General features: G+C 44.5%; 13 protein-coding genes. 7 read left to right on the plus strand and 6 right to left on the minus strand.

Annotated features, from left to right (window positions below):
* Nucleotides 1-51 precede the first annotated feature (51 nt).
* The 5 genes from ACYX4N_RS06825 to ACYX4N_RS06845 form a co-directional block, all read right to left on the minus strand.
* Entirely contained in the window at nt 52-981 is a 930-nt protein-coding gene (locus tag ACYX4N_RS06825; protein WP_476056031.1) for a prepilin peptidase, read from the minus strand.
* 155 nt (nt 982-1,136) lie between these two features.
* A complete protein-coding gene (locus tag ACYX4N_RS06830; protein WP_476056032.1) occupies nt 1,137-2,342 on the minus strand; it encodes a type II secretion system F family protein in 1,206 nt (401 codons plus the stop codon).
* 69 nt (nt 2,343-2,411) lie between these two features.
* Entirely contained in the window at nt 2,412-2,846 is a 435-nt protein-coding gene (locus ACYX4N_RS06835) for a pilin (protein ID WP_476056033.1), read from the minus strand.
* 399 nt (nt 2,847-3,245) lie between these two features.
* Complete coding sequence (nadC, locus tag ACYX4N_RS06840) at nt 3,246-4,100, minus strand: carboxylating nicotinate-nucleotide diphosphorylase (RefSeq protein ID WP_476056034.1); 855 nt, start codon at nt 4,098-4,100, stop codon at nt 3,246-3,248.
* A gap of 32 nt (nt 4,101-4,132) precedes the next feature.
* Entirely contained in the window at nt 4,133-4,651 is a 519-nt protein-coding gene (locus tag ACYX4N_RS06845) for a retropepsin-like aspartic protease family protein (RefSeq protein ID WP_476056035.1), read from the minus strand.
* 199 nt (nt 4,652-4,850) lie between these two features.
* On the opposite strand from ACYX4N_RS06845, the gene ampD reads away from it, so the two are divergent.
* From ampD to lpdA, 6 genes are all read left to right on the plus strand, one after another.
* The gene (gene ampD, locus ACYX4N_RS06850; RefSeq protein ID WP_476056036.1) at nt 4,851-5,387 is read left to right on the plus strand and encodes a 1,6-anhydro-N-acetylmuramyl-L-alanine amidase AmpD; all 537 of its coding nucleotides are present in this window, start codon (nt 4,851-4,853) and stop codon (nt 5,385-5,387) included.
* Between the two features lie 45 nt (nt 5,388-5,432).
* Nucleotides 5,433-6,344 carry a beta-lactamase regulator AmpE gene (gene ampE / locus ACYX4N_RS06855; RefSeq protein ID WP_476056037.1) on the plus strand — a complete coding sequence of 304 codons (912 nt, stop codon included), beginning with the start codon at nt 5,433-5,435 and terminating at the stop codon, nt 6,342-6,344.
* Nucleotides 6,345-6,695: 351 nt separating this feature from the next.
* Nucleotides 6,696-7,442 (plus strand): pyruvate dehydrogenase complex transcriptional repressor PdhR, encoded by a 747-nt coding sequence (gene pdhR, locus ACYX4N_RS06860; RefSeq protein WP_118492845.1) that lies wholly within the window; start codon nt 6,696-6,698, stop codon nt 7,440-7,442.
* Nucleotides 7,443-7,648: 206 nt separating this feature from the next.
* A complete protein-coding gene (gene aceE / locus ACYX4N_RS06865) occupies nt 7,649-10,324 on the plus strand; it encodes a pyruvate dehydrogenase (acetyl-transferring), homodimeric type (RefSeq protein WP_474855054.1) in 2,676 nt (891 codons plus the stop codon).
* A gap of 21 nt (nt 10,325-10,345) precedes the next feature.
* Nucleotides 10,346-12,382: a pyruvate dehydrogenase complex dihydrolipoyllysine-residue acetyltransferase gene (gene aceF, locus ACYX4N_RS06870; RefSeq protein ID WP_476056038.1), complete on the plus strand. Its 2,037-nt coding sequence runs from the start codon at nt 10,346-10,348 to the stop codon at nt 12,380-12,382.
* A gap of 132 nt (nt 12,383-12,514) precedes the next feature.
* Nucleotides 12,515-13,936 (plus strand): dihydrolipoyl dehydrogenase, encoded by a 1,422-nt coding sequence (lpdA, locus tag ACYX4N_RS06875; RefSeq protein WP_476056039.1) that lies wholly within the window; start codon nt 12,515-12,517, stop codon nt 13,934-13,936.
* Between the two features lie 88 nt (nt 13,937-14,024).
* Here the strand turns inward: lpdA and ACYX4N_RS06880 are convergent, their stop codons facing one another.
* Entirely contained in the window at nt 14,025-15,689 is a 1,665-nt protein-coding gene (locus tag ACYX4N_RS06880) for a glycoside hydrolase family 28 protein (protein ID WP_476056040.1), read from the minus strand.
* Nucleotides 15,690-15,946: 257 nt separating this feature from the next.
* On the opposite strand from ACYX4N_RS06880, the gene ACYX4N_RS06885 reads away from it, so the two are divergent.
* Entirely contained in the window at nt 15,947-18,265 is a 2,319-nt protein-coding gene (locus tag ACYX4N_RS06885) for a GH92 family glycosyl hydrolase (RefSeq protein WP_476056041.1), read from the plus strand.
* Nucleotides 18,266-18,278: the final 13 nt, after the last annotated feature.

An 18,278-nucleotide genomic window follows, 5' to 3' on the forward strand; every position in this document is an offset into this window, starting at 1 on the left:
TCATCAAGCCTTGAAGTTAATGCGTTACTTGAGATTAAGTAACATTTGGGTTTATAGCACTGCATTAAGATAGGCAGTAATGATTTCTTCTTTAAAAAGCAACGTCAGCCAGCCTGCCACGGCCAAATAGGGGCCAAAAGGAATTGCTAACGATTTGCCCTTATTCTGAATGACCATAATGAGTATGCCTGCAATAGCACCCACAAATGAAGACAACAAAATAATAACAGGCAAGCCTTGCCAGCCAGTGAATGCCCCAAGTGCCGCGAGCAATTTAAAATCGCCATAGCCCATACCTTCCTTGCCTGTTACTAACTTAAATAGCCAGTAAACAGACCATAAGCTTAAATAGCCTGCCGCTGCACCGATAATGGCATCGGTAGTGCCTACGAATATGTTTTGTGTACTTAGCAGTAAACCTAGCCAAAGTAGAGGCAGTGTTAACTGGTCGGGTAGCAGCATTTTATCTAGGTCGATAAACAGCAGCGCAACCAGCACATAAGTGAAAAACACAGCCCATAGTGCTTGAGAGGTTACGCCAAACTGATAAGCAGCGAAGGTACAGGCTATAGCTGTGAAAAGCTCAACAAGCGGATAGCGTATTGAAATACCAACTTTGCATTTAGCACACTTGCCCTTTAGAAACAGGTAGCTGATAACAGGGATATTTTCCCACGCGCGAATTTTGTGGCCACAGCTTGGGCAGGTGCTGTCTGGCTTTACTAAGTTGAACGTATCTGTGGATATCGGGGGGGGGTCGTCGGCAGATATAGTGGCGACATCATTTTCGCTATCATTTTCACCGCCACTTGCGCCATTACTAAAATAGTTTTCATACTCTTGCTGCCAGCTCCGCTCCATCATAATGGGCAGGCGATAAATAACCACGTTTAGGAAACTGCCCACCATTAAGCTTACGAAAAAAACAAGAGAATAAAATACAGCAGGGTAGAGCTGACTAAGCGTTATTATGGCATCCATGAAGTGCAGGTCTTTTTAGTTTTAATAGTGGTTGGAAAAAGTCGGGTGTTAAACCTTATTTATGGACGCCACTAAAAAGCGTCGCCCAAATCGTTCACATTTATAGAGCTAATAATTGTAAAACTAATAATCACAAAGCTAGCGATATGTGTAAGTTATACCACGTTACCCATCTGGAATATAGGTAAGTACATGGCTACAATCAAGCCACCGATAACTACACCTAATACAGCCATGATCATAGGTTCTAGCAAGCTGGTTAAACCGTCTACCATGTCATCAACTTCAGCTTCATAAATAGTGGCAATTTTGCTCAGCATTTCGTCAACGGCACCCGATTCCTCTCCTATGGCAATCATTTGCGTCACCATATCAGGGAACACTTGCGTAGCACGCATGGCCACATGCATAGGCATACCGCCAGCTACTTCTTTGCGTATATATAAAATGGCTTCTCGGTAGACCGCGTTCCCGGAGGCACCCGCAGCAGATTCAAGGGCGCCGATAAGCGGAACACCTGCTGCAAAGGTAGTTGCTAGGGTACGGGTAAAGCGCGCAATACTGGCTTTTTTAAGTATTTCGCCGATAACCGGTATTTTTAAAATATTACGGTCTACCGTATCGCGCAGCTTTTGGCTACGTCTGTGTGCTCGCACAAACATAAAGCCTGCGGCAGCTACACCCATGGCGATAAAAATACCGTAGTCCTGCACAAACCGGGAAATAGCCAGAACCAACTGTGTAAATGCAGGGAGTTCAGCGCCAAAGCTGCTAAAGATTTCTTCAAACTGGGGTACAACGAAAATAAGAAGGATAGTTGTAACAATAAAAGCAACAACCAAAACTGCAATGGGGTAGAACATCGCTTTTTTGATTTTTGATTTTAGTGCTTCGGCTTTTTCTTTATAGGTGGCTATGCGGTCGTAAATGGTTTCAAGGGCACCTGATTGCTCGCCGGTATAAACCAAATCGCAATACAAATCGTCAAAATAAAGGGGGTGTTTTCTTAGCGCCGAAGACAGCGGATTACCTGATTTTACTTCTTCTGTAATTTCACCAAGCAGTTTGCGCATTGATGGGTTTGCATGGCCTTGTGCAATCATTTCAAGAGATTGTATCAAGGTTACACCTGCGGCCAGCATGGTAGCAATTTGCCGTGAAATAACGGAAATGTCAGCGGGTGTGATTTTCTTTTCACGCCTAAATAATGATTTAGATGGCTTCTTAACTCTGTTCGCTGAAATACCTTGGCGGCGTAAAAGATTCTTAGCTTCTGAGAGTGATGCGGCCGATATTTCTCCTTTTCGAGATAGACCATGGCGGTCTTTTCCTTGCCATTCGAAGACTATCGTGGCTTTCATCCTATCTCTCCTTTACTAAAAAAGGGGAAGCGCACTGTGCTTCCCCTTGTTCAATTGAACGATTACTCGTTAACACACTCCTGCGGCTACACATGTGCCAACGTTTCCAGCAGCTTCCTTAGACCAAGAGATTGGTGGAGTGACGCCGTTAGGGGTCAGAATATAGGTAAGGCCTCCAACTTCCGCAGTACCTGTTGCAGTGATAACCCCATCTTCAATTGTTACAGAAGCTACACGACCATTTGCAACGTTAATTGCAGGTGGTAACCCATTAGTACCTGCATCAGCATCTCCAATCGCAGCAAATTCACCTGTTTGAGCTGATACTTCAAACGCTGTCTTAAAAGCCGTCGTCGCCATTACAACTTCGGTAAACTTAGATTTTTGGGTATAAGTCTGATAAGCAGGCAACGCGATTGCTGCAAGAATACCGATGATTGCTACAACAATCATTAGTTCGATTAGTGTAAAACCTTTTTGGTTTTTGTTATTCATGTTCATCATGGTTTTTCTCCGGGACGTGTATAACACGTAAAGTTTAAAATCTAATTCAAATTGACGTTTATACCCGAGTCGTCCTTTTTAACGCCCCTGGTACTTGATACTCAGTATAGAATTTTATTTGTTACTGACAAGTATAGGCAAATATACGTATGTCTAGCTTTTGCAGTATGACATGGATAGCTGCGCTATGGCAGGCGCGATCACTTGTACTTTCGTATAAAAGTTAATGACTTATCTACGTATATCTACCTATACACAGAAAAACATGACGAGAAATAACTGGGAATGATCGTGAGTTTTAGTATTTTTGATCATACTACAACTCACGCTTTTTGCTTAGCGGCTAACTAAGGTGTTGACACCGAATTAGCTGATTAAATCGCCTTATAAACTGCTCTACTACGACAGAGTAATGCGCAGCGACAAATCAATTGCCTGAACATGTTTGGTTAACGCGCCAGATGAAATGTAATCTACACCTAGTTGTGCAAGTGATGCCAGTCGTTCATCAGTAATGTTCCCTGATACTTCCAGTTTACATTGGCCTTTATTAAGCGCTACTGCCTGTTGGATCTGTTCGTTAGTAAAATTATCCAGCATGACAATATCGGCACCCGCTGAAAGGGCCTGTTCAAATTCAGCTAGGTTCTCTACCTCAACTTCTACTGGCTTGCCCGGCATCATGGTTTTAGCTCGGCTCACGGCTTTTTCAATATTTCCACAAGAAAAAATGTGGTTTTCTTTAATTAGAAATGCATCGAACAAACCTACGCGATGGTTTTGACCACCGCCACAGCGTACTGCATATTTCTGTGCATAGCGCAGGCCGGGTAAAGTTTTGCGGGTATCTAAAATTCTAGTATTTGAACCGGCTAGAAATTTGGCATAAAAAGCCGTCACGGTAGCTGTTGAAGAAAGGGTCTGCAAAAAGTTAAGCGCTGTACGTTCGGCTGTTAATATAGCGCGAGCAGAGCCTTCCAAACTCACTAAAACCGTGTCAGCCTCAACCTTGTCGCCATCTTTTACATGCCAGGTTAGCGACACTGACTCGTCAATAAGCGCAAATGCTTGATTCGCCCAAGCTATTCCGCAAACCACGCAAGGCTCGCGAGTAATAATGGTCGCTTTGGCGTTCACATTTTCATCTATCAGGTTTGCGGTAATGTCGTTTGCAGCATTTAATTCGCCGCCAAGATCTTCTACAAGCGCGCTTGATACTTGCTCTCGGATCGCCTGCATATCTGGTGATGTCATTTTCATCGCTTTTATCTATGCTATTTATATATTCAAAGGGTACGCAATATTAACCATTCTCCGCGCTGAGTAAACTCTAATTGGCGAAGAACACTCATTCCTAGCAGTATATGGTCATCTTGCATACCGGGGTTTAAGTTTGCATCTACATTACGTACTACAATTTCGCCAATGCGTAATGTGTCAATTGTTGATTCGGCAACCCTCACTACGCCATTAGCAGTGCTGGCTAAACCTTCTCGCCCAGCTTTTAGTTGGAGTTTGTTGGCTAAATGTGCGGGAACCGCTACATCGGTGGCACCCGTATCAACAAGAAATATGACTTCCTCTCCATTAATATAACCTGTGGTCACATAATGCCCTTGGCGATTTTGTTTAAGGCGTACCTCAGTTTGTGAACCAATGCGTTCGGACGTGGGCTCGCTGTTCGGGTTAATTTGTTTTTCAAGTAAGTCAGAGAAGACAAAAACAAGTAAACCGAAACCGCAAATCCATGCAAGAGCAACCATCCATTTGCCCGCTGATGTTGTCAGGTCTTGTTGTTCATTCATGTTTTTACCTTATTGATAACCGCCTTACGTATAACAGAGATGCACTGTTTACCAATCACGCTCTTATAAAAGCTGCCGAATAAAGCAGTGGCATAAAATATTGAGCGAGCAACGGCATGCAGCGCTTCTAGCCCTATACACTTATATGTCTATACAATGTAGGCTATAAAACAGAAAATCAATTACCGAAGCAAATACTATGGTGCTTTATAACAAAGCGAAGTACACACCAAGTCCGCATTACGATGCTCGCCCTGGGGATACCGATGTCAGTCTTTTAGTGATACATAATATATCACTTCCGCCTTCACAGTTTGGTACGCCTGGGATACGACAATTGTTTACCGGCACGCTCAATCCAAATGAACATCCATTTTATGAAGAAATTGCTGGGTTACGAGTCTCAGCTCATTGCGTAATTTATCGAACAGGTGAAATAGAGCAATTTGTACCCTTTGATCAACGGGCGTGGCACGCGGGTCTTTCAAGTTTTCAAGGTCGCAGTCGCTGCAACGATTTTGCTATTGGCATTGAATTGGAAGGCACTGATACTCTGCCTTTTACTGATGCGCAGTATAAAGCGCTCAACGAGCTCACTGATTTTATTACACGACGCTATCCTCGGATCACTTTAGGGCGTATTGTAGGTCATAATGATATAGCGCCGGGGCGTAAAACTGACCCTGGTGTTGCTTTCGATTGGGCAAGATACAGAATGGGCGTAACTGGGTTATAGAACACTACTCGACCTAGAAAGCTGAAAAAAAGGAACGCAATACCTATGATGTTAATGAGTCTGTTGTTAGTTCTTAGTCTTGAACGACTGATAACAAAAACACCGAATTGGCATATTGAGAAGTATGCCGCGCAATATCGCGCTTTTCTCCAAGATAAAGGTTTAATCAAATTCCAAGAAACGGATGAGGAGAGAGAAGAGGAAAGAGAGGATAAGAAGGTATCGTCTACTGCGCTTTATTTTTACCTTTTAGTCCCGGCACTTATGCTAGGTGCTATTGAGTACTGGCTGCTTGGCGCATTCCTTACCTTTATTGAGCAAAGTTTAGTGCTGTTCATATGCATTGGCTGTCCGGTGTTAAGAGGCATTTATAAAAACTTTCTGAACGCCGCCGACCGAGGAGATCTTCAGGCGTGTAGTATGTATACCGACCAGCTGGGCCATTGTGCAAGTCAAACTGAAAGCGACGGCAGTGCGGGCACAGAAGGTAAGAGTTTTGGCCAGCACCTTACTTGGCTAAACTACCAGCACTATGCAGCAGTGATGCTGTGGTTCATTGCATTTGGCGCCCCAGGCGCACTATTTTACTGCCTAAGCAGAAGCACCACCGAGGCTTTGTGTAACGCTAATCACCCATTAAAAGAAACTGCCGGTAGGTTGATGTTTGCTCTTGACTATATTCCTGTTCGCGTGACCGCCTTCGGCATGTTGATGATGGGTCATTTCTCAAGAGCGTTACCTGAATGGTTAAAACACGCGCTCCAGTTCGATGTACCTGCCTACGACGTGCTGACGCAAATTTCCTCGAAAGCCGAGGTGCTAACTCCAGACGAACAGCAGTTACAGGCTGAAAATGCAGCAGTTGAGCCACAAGTGCTGGTAAAGTTAGCAAAACGTAATGTTATTTTTCTACTTGTTATAACGGCAGCGCTAACCCTTGTAGGCAGCTTGGCATAATCAATATTTTTAACATTTACTAAGCTACATGGTTTAGAAAGGCGTTTGGTCTATTTACTAATTGTATGTATATCAGACGCTTCGCATAACTAATATCCCACTTTGCTTCTCATCAGACCAGTTCTAACGTAAATACTTTTCTTAACAAATTCAACAATAAAGCTTAACACCAAGCAAATAGCATAGGCTTTGCTATGCTTGGGAGTATTTACCTCGAAATCGATCTGCCTTAAACTAGATAGGTAAAATGGTATTACCAATTGTGTTTGTGTTTAAATTTTCCATGATTATTTTTTACATTCACCGCTGTTATAACAGCGCTGGTTATAGATAGAAGGATATGTTGAGCGCATGCGTCAGCAGCGAAAAAAACTCTCTGATGTAATTACCGAACAACTCGAGTCAATGATACTCGACGGTACGCTATTGGCCGGTCAAAAGTTACCGCCAGAAAGAGAGCTTGCGCTTGAGTTTGATGTATCACGTCCTTCATTAAGAGAAGCTATTGGTAATTTGCAAGCGCGCGGTCTGGTAGAGCGCAAGCAGGGCGGCGGTACGTTCGTTAATCGCAACCTGAATTCAGCCATGAAAGATCCGCTCATGGACCTTGTAAGCCAGCGTCCTGAAACTCAATTCGATTTGCTTGAATTTCGTCATGCCCTTGAAGGGATGGCGGCGTACTACGCGGCACTTCGTGGTCAACCTGAAGACTACGATGCATTAAAGCAAGCATTAAACAATGTGCCTACGCCCAAAGCGCACGAAAGCAAGCGTGCCCAAGCTGAGGCGCTAGGACAGTTTTATATCATTATGGCAAGAGCATCACACAATATGGTGTTGTTGCACGTAATGAGCACCATGCAAAGCATGCTGGTAGACAATATTGAACGAAACTTTGACATGCTGGCTGCGCATCCTGAAGCGGTGGAAGACATCGCGAAGCAGCGTCGTGAAATTGTAGAAGCTATTGCTTCTCGCGACCCTGAAGCTGCCCGCCAGGCATGTAACACGCATTTAGCGTTTATTGAAAAAACGCTTTTAACCATTAATCAACGCGATACCCGCGTACAGCGCGCATTGCGTCGATTAGAGATTTAGTTACCTAGCATTACCTGTAACAAGGGCTAGATAGCTATACATTCGCAGAGGCCGGTCAGGTTTTTCCTGTGCCACTGCAAAAGCAGGTGAGCCAGATTGGGTCACTGTGAGTACAACGTAATTTAGTTTTCCTTCTTTTAGCGCCTTTAAGATAGAGGCAATGCTAAGGGAGGATTTTCTATATAAGCAAAAAATAGGATGGCACCATGTCTGATATGATGCACCAAGATGTAGATCCTCAAGAAACTAAAGAGTGGATTGATGCGCTTGAGTCGGTTTTAGAAGAGGAAGGCGTAGAACGCGCCCACTATTTACTCGAAAAACTTATTGATAAAGCACGTCGCAGCGGAGCGCATTTACCGTATGACGCTACTACTGCCTACATCAATACTATCCCTGCAGCGCAAGAGCCAAAAATGCCAGGCGACTTGACCATCGAGGCGCGCATCCGTGCCGCTATTCGTTGGAACGCACTAATGATTGTATTGCGTGCATCGAAAAAAGACCTAGAGCTTGGTGGCCACATTGGTAGCTTCGCATCATCGGCTATGCTTTACGATGTTGGCTTCAACCACTTCTTTAAAGCGCCTAATGAAAATCAAGGCGGCGACTTTATTTTTGCACAGGGCCATATTTCTCCAGGTATTTATGCGCGTTCTTTCATGGAAGGTAACCTAACTGAAGAGCAGTTAAACAACTTCCGTCAAGAGTGTGCGGGCGATGGTCTGTCGTCTTACCCACACCCTCACTTGATGAAAGACTACTGGCAGTTCCCAACCGTATCTATGGGTCTTGGTCCACTTCAAGCTATCTACACAGCACGTTTCCTTAAATACCTAACTAACCGTGGTATTAAAGACTGTTCAGGTCAGCGCGTATACTGCTACATGGGTGATGGCGAGTGTGATGAGCCAGAGAGCTTGGGTGCAATTGGCCTAGCATCTCGTGAAGGCCTAGATAACCTAACGTTCGTTATTAACTGTAACCTACAGCGCCTAGACGGCCCGGTACGTGGTAATGGCAAAATTATCCAAGAACTTGAAGGTACGTTCCGCGGCGCAGGCTGGGAAGTAGTGAAAGTAATTTGGGGTAGCTACTGGGATGAGCTATTAGCTCGTGATAAATCTGGCAAGCTAATCCAGCTTATGGGTGAAACGGTAGACGGTGAATACCAGAACTGTAAAGCCAAAGGCGGTAAGTACACTCGTGAAAACTTCTTCAACAAGTACCCTGAAACAGCGGCGCTTGTAGCGAATATGTCTGATGATGACATCTGGCGCTTAAACCGTGGTGGTCACGATCCAGTAAAAGTATTCGCAGCTTACCAAAAAGCGATTGATACGAAAGGTCGTCCAACAGTAATCCTTGCTAAAACGGTTAAAGGTTTCGGTCTTGGTGCATCAGGCGAAGCACAAAACGTAGCGCACAACGTTAAGAAAATGGACGTTGATTCAATCAAAGCGTTCCGCGACCGTTTCAATATTCCAGTAGCAGACGAGAAGATTGCTGACCTGCCTTACTTCAAGTTCGACGAAGACAGCGAAGAAATGAAGTACCTTCGCGCACGTCGTGAAGCGCTAGGTGGCTACCTGCCTTCTCGCCGTGAACAGGCTGAAGAGCAATTAGAAGTTCCAGAATTGAGCGCATTCGATGCTATCTTAAAAGGTTCTGGTGACCGTCAAGTTTCATCAACGATGACGTTTGTGCGTGTACTTAACGCATTGTTGAAAGATAAGAAAATTGGTAAGCGTGTAGTACCAATTATTCCTGATGAAGCCCGTACTTTTGGTATGGAAGGCTTATTCCGTCAGGTAGGTATTTACGCCAACGAAGGCCAGAAATACGTACCTCAAGATGCCGACCAGGTAGCTTACTATCGCGAAGATAAGAAAGGTCAGGTACTTCAGGAAGGTATTAACGAGCTAGGTGCAATGGCATCGTGGGTAGCGTCAGGTACGTCTTACTCAACGTGTAACGCTACGACTATTCCGTTCTATATTTACTACTCAATGTTTGGTTTCCAACGTGTTGGTGACCTTGCATGGGCAGCGGGTGATAGCCAAGCACGTGGTTTCCTATTAGGCGCTACAGCAGGCAGAACTACGCTTAACGGTGAAGGTCTACAGCACCAAGACGGTCATTCACACGTTCAGGCGAACCTAATTCCTAACTGTATTACTTACGATCCAACGTACGGTTACGAAGTAGCGGTTATTGTTCAAGACGGTCTGCGTCGCATGTACGGTAACAATGAAAATATTTTCTATTACCTAACATTGATGAACGAGAACTATCAGCACCCTGCAATGCCAGAAGGTGATGATGTTGCTGAGCAAATCATTAAAGGTATTTACAAGCTTGAGCGCGTTGAAAACGACAAGTCTAAGCTTAACGTACAGCTAATGGGCTCTGGTACTATCTTGAACGAAGTGCGTAAAGCGGCACAAATTCTGTGTGAAGACTACAACGTATCTTCTGACGTTTACTCTGTGACTTCATTCAACGAGCTAGCCCGTGAAGGTCAAGACGTAGCGCGCTGGAACATGCTTAACCCTGAAGCTGAGCAAAAAGTACCTTACATTGGTCAGGTAATTACGAAAGATGCAGGTCCTGCGATTTCTGCCACTGACTATGTGAAGAACTACTCAGACCAAGTACGCGCGTTCATTGAAACTGAATACCGCTGCCTAGGTACAGACGGTTTCGGTCGAAGTGATAGCCGTGAAAACTTGCGTACTCACTTTGAAGTTAATGCGTCATACATTGTGGTTGCATCACTTTACGAATTGGCTCAGCGCGGCGACGTTGAGAAGAAAGTGGTAGCAGAAGCCATTAAGCGTTTTGATATTAACGCTGAAAAACTTAACCCACTTTACGCGTAAGCCAGATAAGGTATTTTACATATGTCAGATATTCAAAAGATTATCGTACCCGACGTAGGCGGTGACGAAGTTGAAGTTATCGAGCTATGTGTTGCCGTAGGCGACAACATCGAAGCCGATGAAGGCGTTGTTACTGTTGAAAGTGACAAGGCGTCAATGGACATCCCAGCACCATTTGAAGGTGAGATTGTAAGCCTGTCTGTATCAGTAGGCGATAAAATCAAAGAAGGCGATGTGATTGGTGAAATGAAAGTTGCAGGTGGTGAAAGTTCTGATGAGAGCACCGCTGAAGAATCATCTTCAGACGACGCTTCACAAGAAGCGCCTAAGCAAGAAGAAGCACCAAAAGACGAAAGCAAGTCAGAAGCAGCGCCAGCTGCGTCTGGCAGCAGCGAAGTGATTGAAGTTGCAGTACCGGATATCGGTTCTGACGACGAAGTAGACGTAATCGACGTATTGGTTTCAGTGGGCGACGCCATTGAAAAAGAAGATGGTCTTATTACCCTTGAAACCGATAAAGCGACCATGGACGTTCCTTCAACACACGCTGGTACGGTGAAAGAAGTATTCATCAGCACTGGCGATAAAGTGAAAGAAGGCACAGTTGTTATTAAACTTGAAGTAGCGGGTTCAGGCTCGTCTTCAAGTGAATCGGCGTCTAGCGATGCTTCTTCTGAAGCGTCTGCACCGGCTGCACAGGAAAGCGAAAAGCAAGAATCAGCGCCAGCGGCGTCTGCAAGTAGCGAGATTATCGAAGTTGCTGTACCAGACATTGGTGAAGACGGTGAAGTTGACGTTATCGACGTACTTGTATCAGCTGGCGATACCGTTGAGAAAGAAGACGGCTTAATTACGCTAGAAACTGATAAAGCCACCATGGATGTACCTTCAACCCACGCAGGTACTATCAAGGAAGTCTTTATCAAGACGGGTGATAAGGTTAAGCAAGGTACATTGGTTGTTAAGCTTGAGACCAGCGGCGGTTCGTCTTCAAGTGCAGCTGAAAAGCCTGCTGAAGCACCTAAGCAAGAAGCACCTAAGCAACAAGAAACCAAACAAGCGTCACAGCAAGAAGCCTCGCAAGGCCGCTCTCCTGTGCCGCCAGCGCCAGAAGCTAAGAATACAGGTAAAGCACATGCTTCTCCTTCAGTTCGCCGTATCGCGCGTGAGTTTGGTGTAGACCTGACTCAAGTTAACGGTTCTGGCCCTAAAAACCGTATCTTGAAAGAAGACGTTCAGGCCTACGTGAAAGCTGAGCTTGCGAAACCTCGCACGGCTGCGGCTTCTGGCAGCGCGCCAGTAGGCGACAACGTACTTCAGATCGTGCCAGTTAAACCTGTTGATCACAGCAAGTTTGGTGAGATTGAAGAGCAAAAGCTTTCTCGTATTCAGAAGATCTCTGGACCGTTCTTACACCGTAACTGGGCGACTATCCCGCATGTTACACAGTTCGACGAAGCCGATATCACTGAAGTAGAAGATTTCCGTAAAGAGCAAAACGCTTACCATGCGAAGATCAAGTCTGGTCTTAAGATCACGCCACTCGTATTCGTAATGAAAGCGGTAGCGAAAGCCCTTGAGAAATATGAAGTATTTAACTCATCACTGTCCGACGACGGCGAAAGCTTGATCATTAAGAAATTTATCAACATTGGTATTGCGGTTGAAACACCGGGAGGCCTTGTTGTACCTGTTATTCGCGATGTGAATAAGAAAGGTATTGAAGAGCTTTCTCGCGAGCTTATTGAAACATCTAAGAAAGCCCGTGAAGGCAAGCTTAAAGCGGCCGACATGCAGGGCGGTACGTTTACTATCTCTAGCCTAGGTGGTATTGGCGGTACGGCGTTTACGCCTATTGTAAATGCACCAGAAGTCGCCATATTAGGTGTATCTAAGTCTGAGATGAAGCCTAAGTGGAATGGTAAAGAGTTTGAGCCGCGCTTAATGGTGCCGCTAAGCCTGTCTTACGACCACCGAGTAATCGATGGTGCGGTAGGTGCAAGATTCTCTACTGAGGTTGCTGCAAACCTAACTGACTTACGCAGAATCATACTTTAAGTAAAAGGTCGAAAAAGTTTACAATATCAGTAACATTTTCGACGATTTTATCAGCCTTTTTGACGGCATTTAGGTTATGCTATTACACAAAAGTAATAGCATGACCCTACAAGAACAGGATTGAGGTTCACAATGAGCGAAATTAAAACGCAATTGGTGGTACTGGGCGGCGGCCCTGGCGGTTATTCAGCAGCATTCCGTGCGGCTGACTTAGGTATTGAAACAGTTATCGTAGACTCACGCGACACGCTTGGTGGTGTTTGTCTTAACGTTGGCTGTATCCCTTCAAAAGCCCTTCTTCACGTTGCAAAAGTGATGAAAGAAGCGAAGCACCTTGCAAGCCACGGTGTTACGTTCGGCGAGCCTACCATCGATTTGGATAAAATCCGCGAATACAAAGACAGTGTTGTTAGTCAACTAACAAACGGTCTTGGCGGTATGTCTAAAATGCGTAAAACCAAGCATGTACAAGGCTACGGCAAGTTCACTGGCGCAAATACCCTAGAAGTAAAAAATGGTGACGACGTTACTACTATTACTTTCGAGAAAGCGATTATCGCTGCAGGTTCTGAACCTGTAAGCCTACCATTCATCCCAGAAGATGACCGCGTAATCGACTCAACTGGCGCGCTGGAAATGAAAGACATTCCAGAGAAAATGCTAGTACTAGGCGGTGGTATCATCGGTCTAGAAATGGGTACTGTGTACGAAGCACTTGGCTCGAACATTGATGTAGTTGAATTCTTAGACCAGCTAATTCCTGCAGCTGACAAAGACATCATGAAAGTATTCATGAAAGACTACAAAGACAAGTTTAACATCATGCTTGAGACCAAAGTGACTGCGGTTGAAGCTAAAGATGATGGTCTATATGTAACGTTTGAAGGCAAGAACGCACCTGCTGAGCCAGTACGCTACGACAAAGTACTTGTTGCTGTTGGTCGTAAGCCAAATGGCAAGATGGTTGGCGCAGATGCAGCTGGCGTAAACGTTGACGAGCGTGGCTTTATCAATGTTGATAAGCAAATGCGTACAAACGTTGACCATATCTTCGCAATTGGTGACCTTGTAGGTCAGCCTATGCTTGCGCACAAAGCGGTTCACGAAGGTCACGTAGCAGCAGAAGTTATTGCTGGACAGAAGCACTACTTCGACCCACGTGCTATTCCTTCAGTAGCGTACACTGAGCCAGAAGTTGCTTGGGTTGGTCTAACTGAAAAAGAAGCGAAAGAGCAGGGCGTAAGCTACGAAACAGCAACCTTCCCGTGGGCAGCTTCGGGCCGTGCCATTGCATCTGATGCAACTAACGGTATGACCAAGATGATTTTCGAAAAAGAAACGGGCCGTGTTATCGGTGGCGCTATGGTTGGTACTAACGCGGGCGAAATGCTTGGTGAAATTGGCCTAGCTATCGAGATGGGCGCTGATGCTGAAGATGTAGCATTGACTATCCACGCTCACCCAACGCTTAACGAATCAATTGGTCTTGCGTCTGAAATCTTCGAAGGAAGCATTACTGACCTGCCAAACCCTAAAGCGAAGAAAAAGAAGTAAACGTCTTTTTCGCGAATTAATTAAAACCCGCTCAACGAGCGGGTTTTTTGTTATTTACATTAGTAAATTCTGCGCAATATCTCTATTTTCAGTCGTTCGAATAAAGAATAGAACTTGAAGATAAAGGAGCCAACTGTTGGCTTTTATCTAGGGCCAAAAGATGATTCGTTTTAACCTCTTTGGCATTGTGCAGCACCAGATGAGTGTCGTTATCAGCATGCAGCGCCACATTAGATAGGTTTACGCCGTTTACATCATCAAACACCATTGCAGGTCTAAAATCATACGCTCGGGTTTTAAGTGAAATATCCTTAAGCGTTATACCTTTTACGTGTCTTACAAAGAGTCCCCAACTAGGAAGCTCTCCAAACATGGTATATTCAGGGTAAGCATCTCGTACTTGTGGTACTAGGAATAGTTGGTCATGGGGACGGTATGCTAAACCTTTGTTGGCTCTTCCAGGATAGCTAATGGTGATCTTTTCAAGAATAACGTTTTCTACAAACGCGTCCGGTAAACCCGTAATTGAAGCAGGGATAGGATTGAAGAACGCGTTTAACCCAGGCCCTCGCAAATCGTAGTCAATATCGGCTCTATCAAAACTAATTTCCGCATTTACGTTGCTGATCACCACATTTTTTATTTTGCCTAGCGGTGTATCTTTAGGCACGTCTCTATTGCGTTGCCCTAGACGTATAAAAATAGCGCATCCCACATTTTTTGCATCTACGTTTTTCACACTGACATTTTCGAGAATTGCGCCGTCTACAGTTTCAAGCGCTATTGCACTTCTGTAGGTGTCAAATACAACAATGTCTTCAATTTTTACATTGTGAAAACCATTTTGACTTTCCGTTCCAAATTTAATGCCGTTAGAGCTAGAACGCAGTGTGCAATTGCCAATGTAAACATCGTTGTTGCGCATATTTTGCTTGGTTGTGGATTTAAGGCAAATCGCGTCGTCGGCAGCATTAACAAAGCAGCCAGTAATGCGGACATGCTCACAGTCATTGATATCAATGCCATCGTTGTTCCAAAATGCGTCGCTTTGAACCACAATATTGTCAATGTGTAAATCGCGGCATGCTGCGTAGTGTTGAACCCATGATGCGCCGTTTTGAACAGTAATATCGTAAATTTTTATCTGGTTACACGAATGCATTGCAATTACATTGGGGCGATGGCGAGAGCGATTGCGACGTGCATTAAAATCTTCTTCGATGCGCTCTTTGGCGTGATGAAGCCGATTTATATTTAATGCTAACTTACGGCCTTGAGCATTGATGGTTCCTTGGCCAAATATACCGATATTGTCGCAATCATGTGCTTCGATTAGCGCGTGAACCTTACCATCGTCAGTTTCATAGTGTCGTATGTCAGTACTACCGAGCAAGACAGCGTCTTTATCTAGCTCTAGGCTTATGTTGCTCGACAAGTGAAGTGTTCCTGAGTAATAGATACCTGCTGGTAACCAAACCACACCCGGTTCGCCACTATCAATCACCGCCTGAACGGTTGCTTGAATGGCGCCTGTATCTAAAGACTGACCGTTTCCTGTTGCACCAAAGTCCTTTACGTTGAAACGTTTACCTTTTTGGGGAGGTTCACGCCTACTCGGTTTTCGTGTTGCGTTAAATTGCTCGTAATATTGATTGAGCATTTTTGCATTCAAGGCGTGTGAAAAGCACGAGGTTACAGCTATCGTCGATAGTGCTGTTTTGATAAATTTTCGTCTGGATAGCGGAGCAAACATAGCTAACAATCCTTTTTTCTTTGTTGGGGTTGTCGAGCGCCGCTAAAAATAAACGGAAAGAATCGACAACGTCTAATTCAGGTCTTTCTAAAGCGTAAATATCTGTTACGTTTTAAATTTTCATAATAATTTCATGGTGTTGATTCTAAAATTAAGAATAAATACTTAAGGTCGTAAAGACGTTACTTGAAATTTGACACCGGTGTCAATAGCGTGTTAAAAAAACGTTATAAGAAAATGATTAACAGGATCTTGTTTTGTCTAATAAGTACTTAAAAGCTGCTTCGACGAAGCTCTTGCTAAGAACGACGCTATTATTATTGTTTTGCCTACCTTTATCGAAAGGGTACACGAAGGATAGTAGCTATCATCAATACATTGACCCGTTTATTGGCTCTGAAGGATTGGGAAATGTATTTGTTGGCCCAAGTACACCTTTTGGAATGGTTAAGCCTGGGCCTGACATTGGTACCCACAGTAATAGTGGTTACGATCCGGATTTAACAAAATCGTTGGTCGGCTTTAGCCAAGTACATGTTAGCGGAACCGGTGGTGGCCCTAAATATGGAAACATTTCCGTTATGCCGTTTTCGGGTAATGTTGAGTCAATCGACCAGCGCAGTTTACGCAAGAATGAGCAAGCTCAAACGGGGTATTATGCAACAGTACTGACTAAGTGGGATATAAAAGCTGAACTGACCACAGCTGAGCGCGCCGCGTTTCATCAGTACACCTTTCGAGATACCGCTTACAATGCCATAAAAATTGATGGAGGTTTTTTTCTAGGGGAAAACCCTGTGCCAGATGCCCGAGAAGCACAGCAGTTCGTCGGGTCAGAGGTTGACGTTTTATCTTCCACTCAGATTCGAGGATATAGTCGTATCCGGGGTGGCTGGAACAATGGTAGTGCCTATACGGTTTATTATCACGCAGAATTAGACCAACCTTGTGATCGTTTTAGTACATTTAAAGGCGAAACTTTATTTCCCTCTGTAAATAAGCAATTTGATTCCGGCGAGAAAACGGGGGTGCTTTGTTTCTTCACTGATCATCAACGAAAAACAGTTAAGATGAAGATAGGCATTTCATTTATTAGTGAAGCTAAAGCTGCGGAAAATTTAAAAAATGACATACCTCACTGGGACTTTAACTTAGTGCGTCAGCAAGCTGAGCAAAAGTGGGAGAGGTTGCTGTCTAGGATCGAATTAGATTCGACAGCGAGTCTTGAGCAGCGAAAGATGTTTTACACGGGTCTTTATCACACAATGTTAATGCCTGTAGACCGCTCAGGGGAAAATCCTTTGTGGACAGCCACGCCATACTATGACGATTTTTATGCTATTTGGGATACGTTTCGCACGTCCTCCCCCCTTCTTACAATCATCGATCCCGAGCGCCAAGCCGATATCATCAACGGCATGTTAAATATCTACAAGTATGACGGGTATTTACCAGAGGGGCGAAGTGGAAATACTAATGGCCGCACCCAAGGGGGCTCTAATGCGGATATTGTCATTGCCGACGCCTACGTTAAAAATCTTCGAGGGGTAAATTATCACCTTGCCCTTAAAGCTATGATTAAAAATGCCACTGTTGCACCGGGCGGAAACAGTGAAAAAGAGGGGCGCGGTGGTTTGCCAGACTACAATCGTCTCGGCTACGTTTCTACTGATTATGTGCGCGCGGGAAACAGAACATTAGAGTACGCCTATAACGATTTCGCGCTGGCTACGGTGGCTAAAGGGTTGCATCGAATGGGGGAGTATTATCGCTTTATAGAACAGGCCAATAATTGGCAAAACCTGTGGCGCAATATAGAACATGATGGTGCACGTGGTTTTATTATGCCAAAAGATGTTAACGGAAAATGGATAGACGAAATCCCGTGTGACATTAAAGATGGTGTGGCCACGCGCGTTAGCTATACGCCCATTGCACAAGACTGGCCTAACTGCGTGTGCTGGTGGTGCGGTTTTTTCTACGAAGCGAGTTCGTGGGAATACTCGTTTTATGTTCCGCATGATATTGCTGCAATCATAGAGAAGAGCGGCGGCAGCGACGCTTTTGAATCTCGCTTGAACACATTCTTTGAGCACAATTATTACAACGTCGCTAATGAACCCTCATTTTTGACGCCCACGCTATATCACTGGCTGGGTAAACCTCATTTGAGTTCAGACAGGGTGCGCAAAATAGTCCAAGAGCATTATTCTAGCAAGCGCGATGGCCTACCTGGTAATGATGACTCTGGAGCAATGTCGTCGTGGCTTGCTTTTCATATGATTGGGCTTTTTCCAAATGCAGGGCAGCCTTACTATTTAATTAATTCTCCACAAGTGAAGTCGGCAACGTTGCATGTTGAAGGAGGCAATATCTTTAAAGTGATCACAGAAAATTACAGCGAAAAAAACCGGTATATCGTTTCTGCCACCTTAAATGGCAAGCCATTTCACAATACGTGGATAAACCACTCTGAAGTAATAAAAGGGGGAGAATTAAGATTGAAAATGGCAGCAAAACCTTCGAATTGGGGAGAGGGCAAGTTCCCGCCCTCACTATCCACCACTCAGAAATAGTCAAAACCAACGC

The organism is Alteromonas sp. ABH4_452, assembly GCF_056311825.1.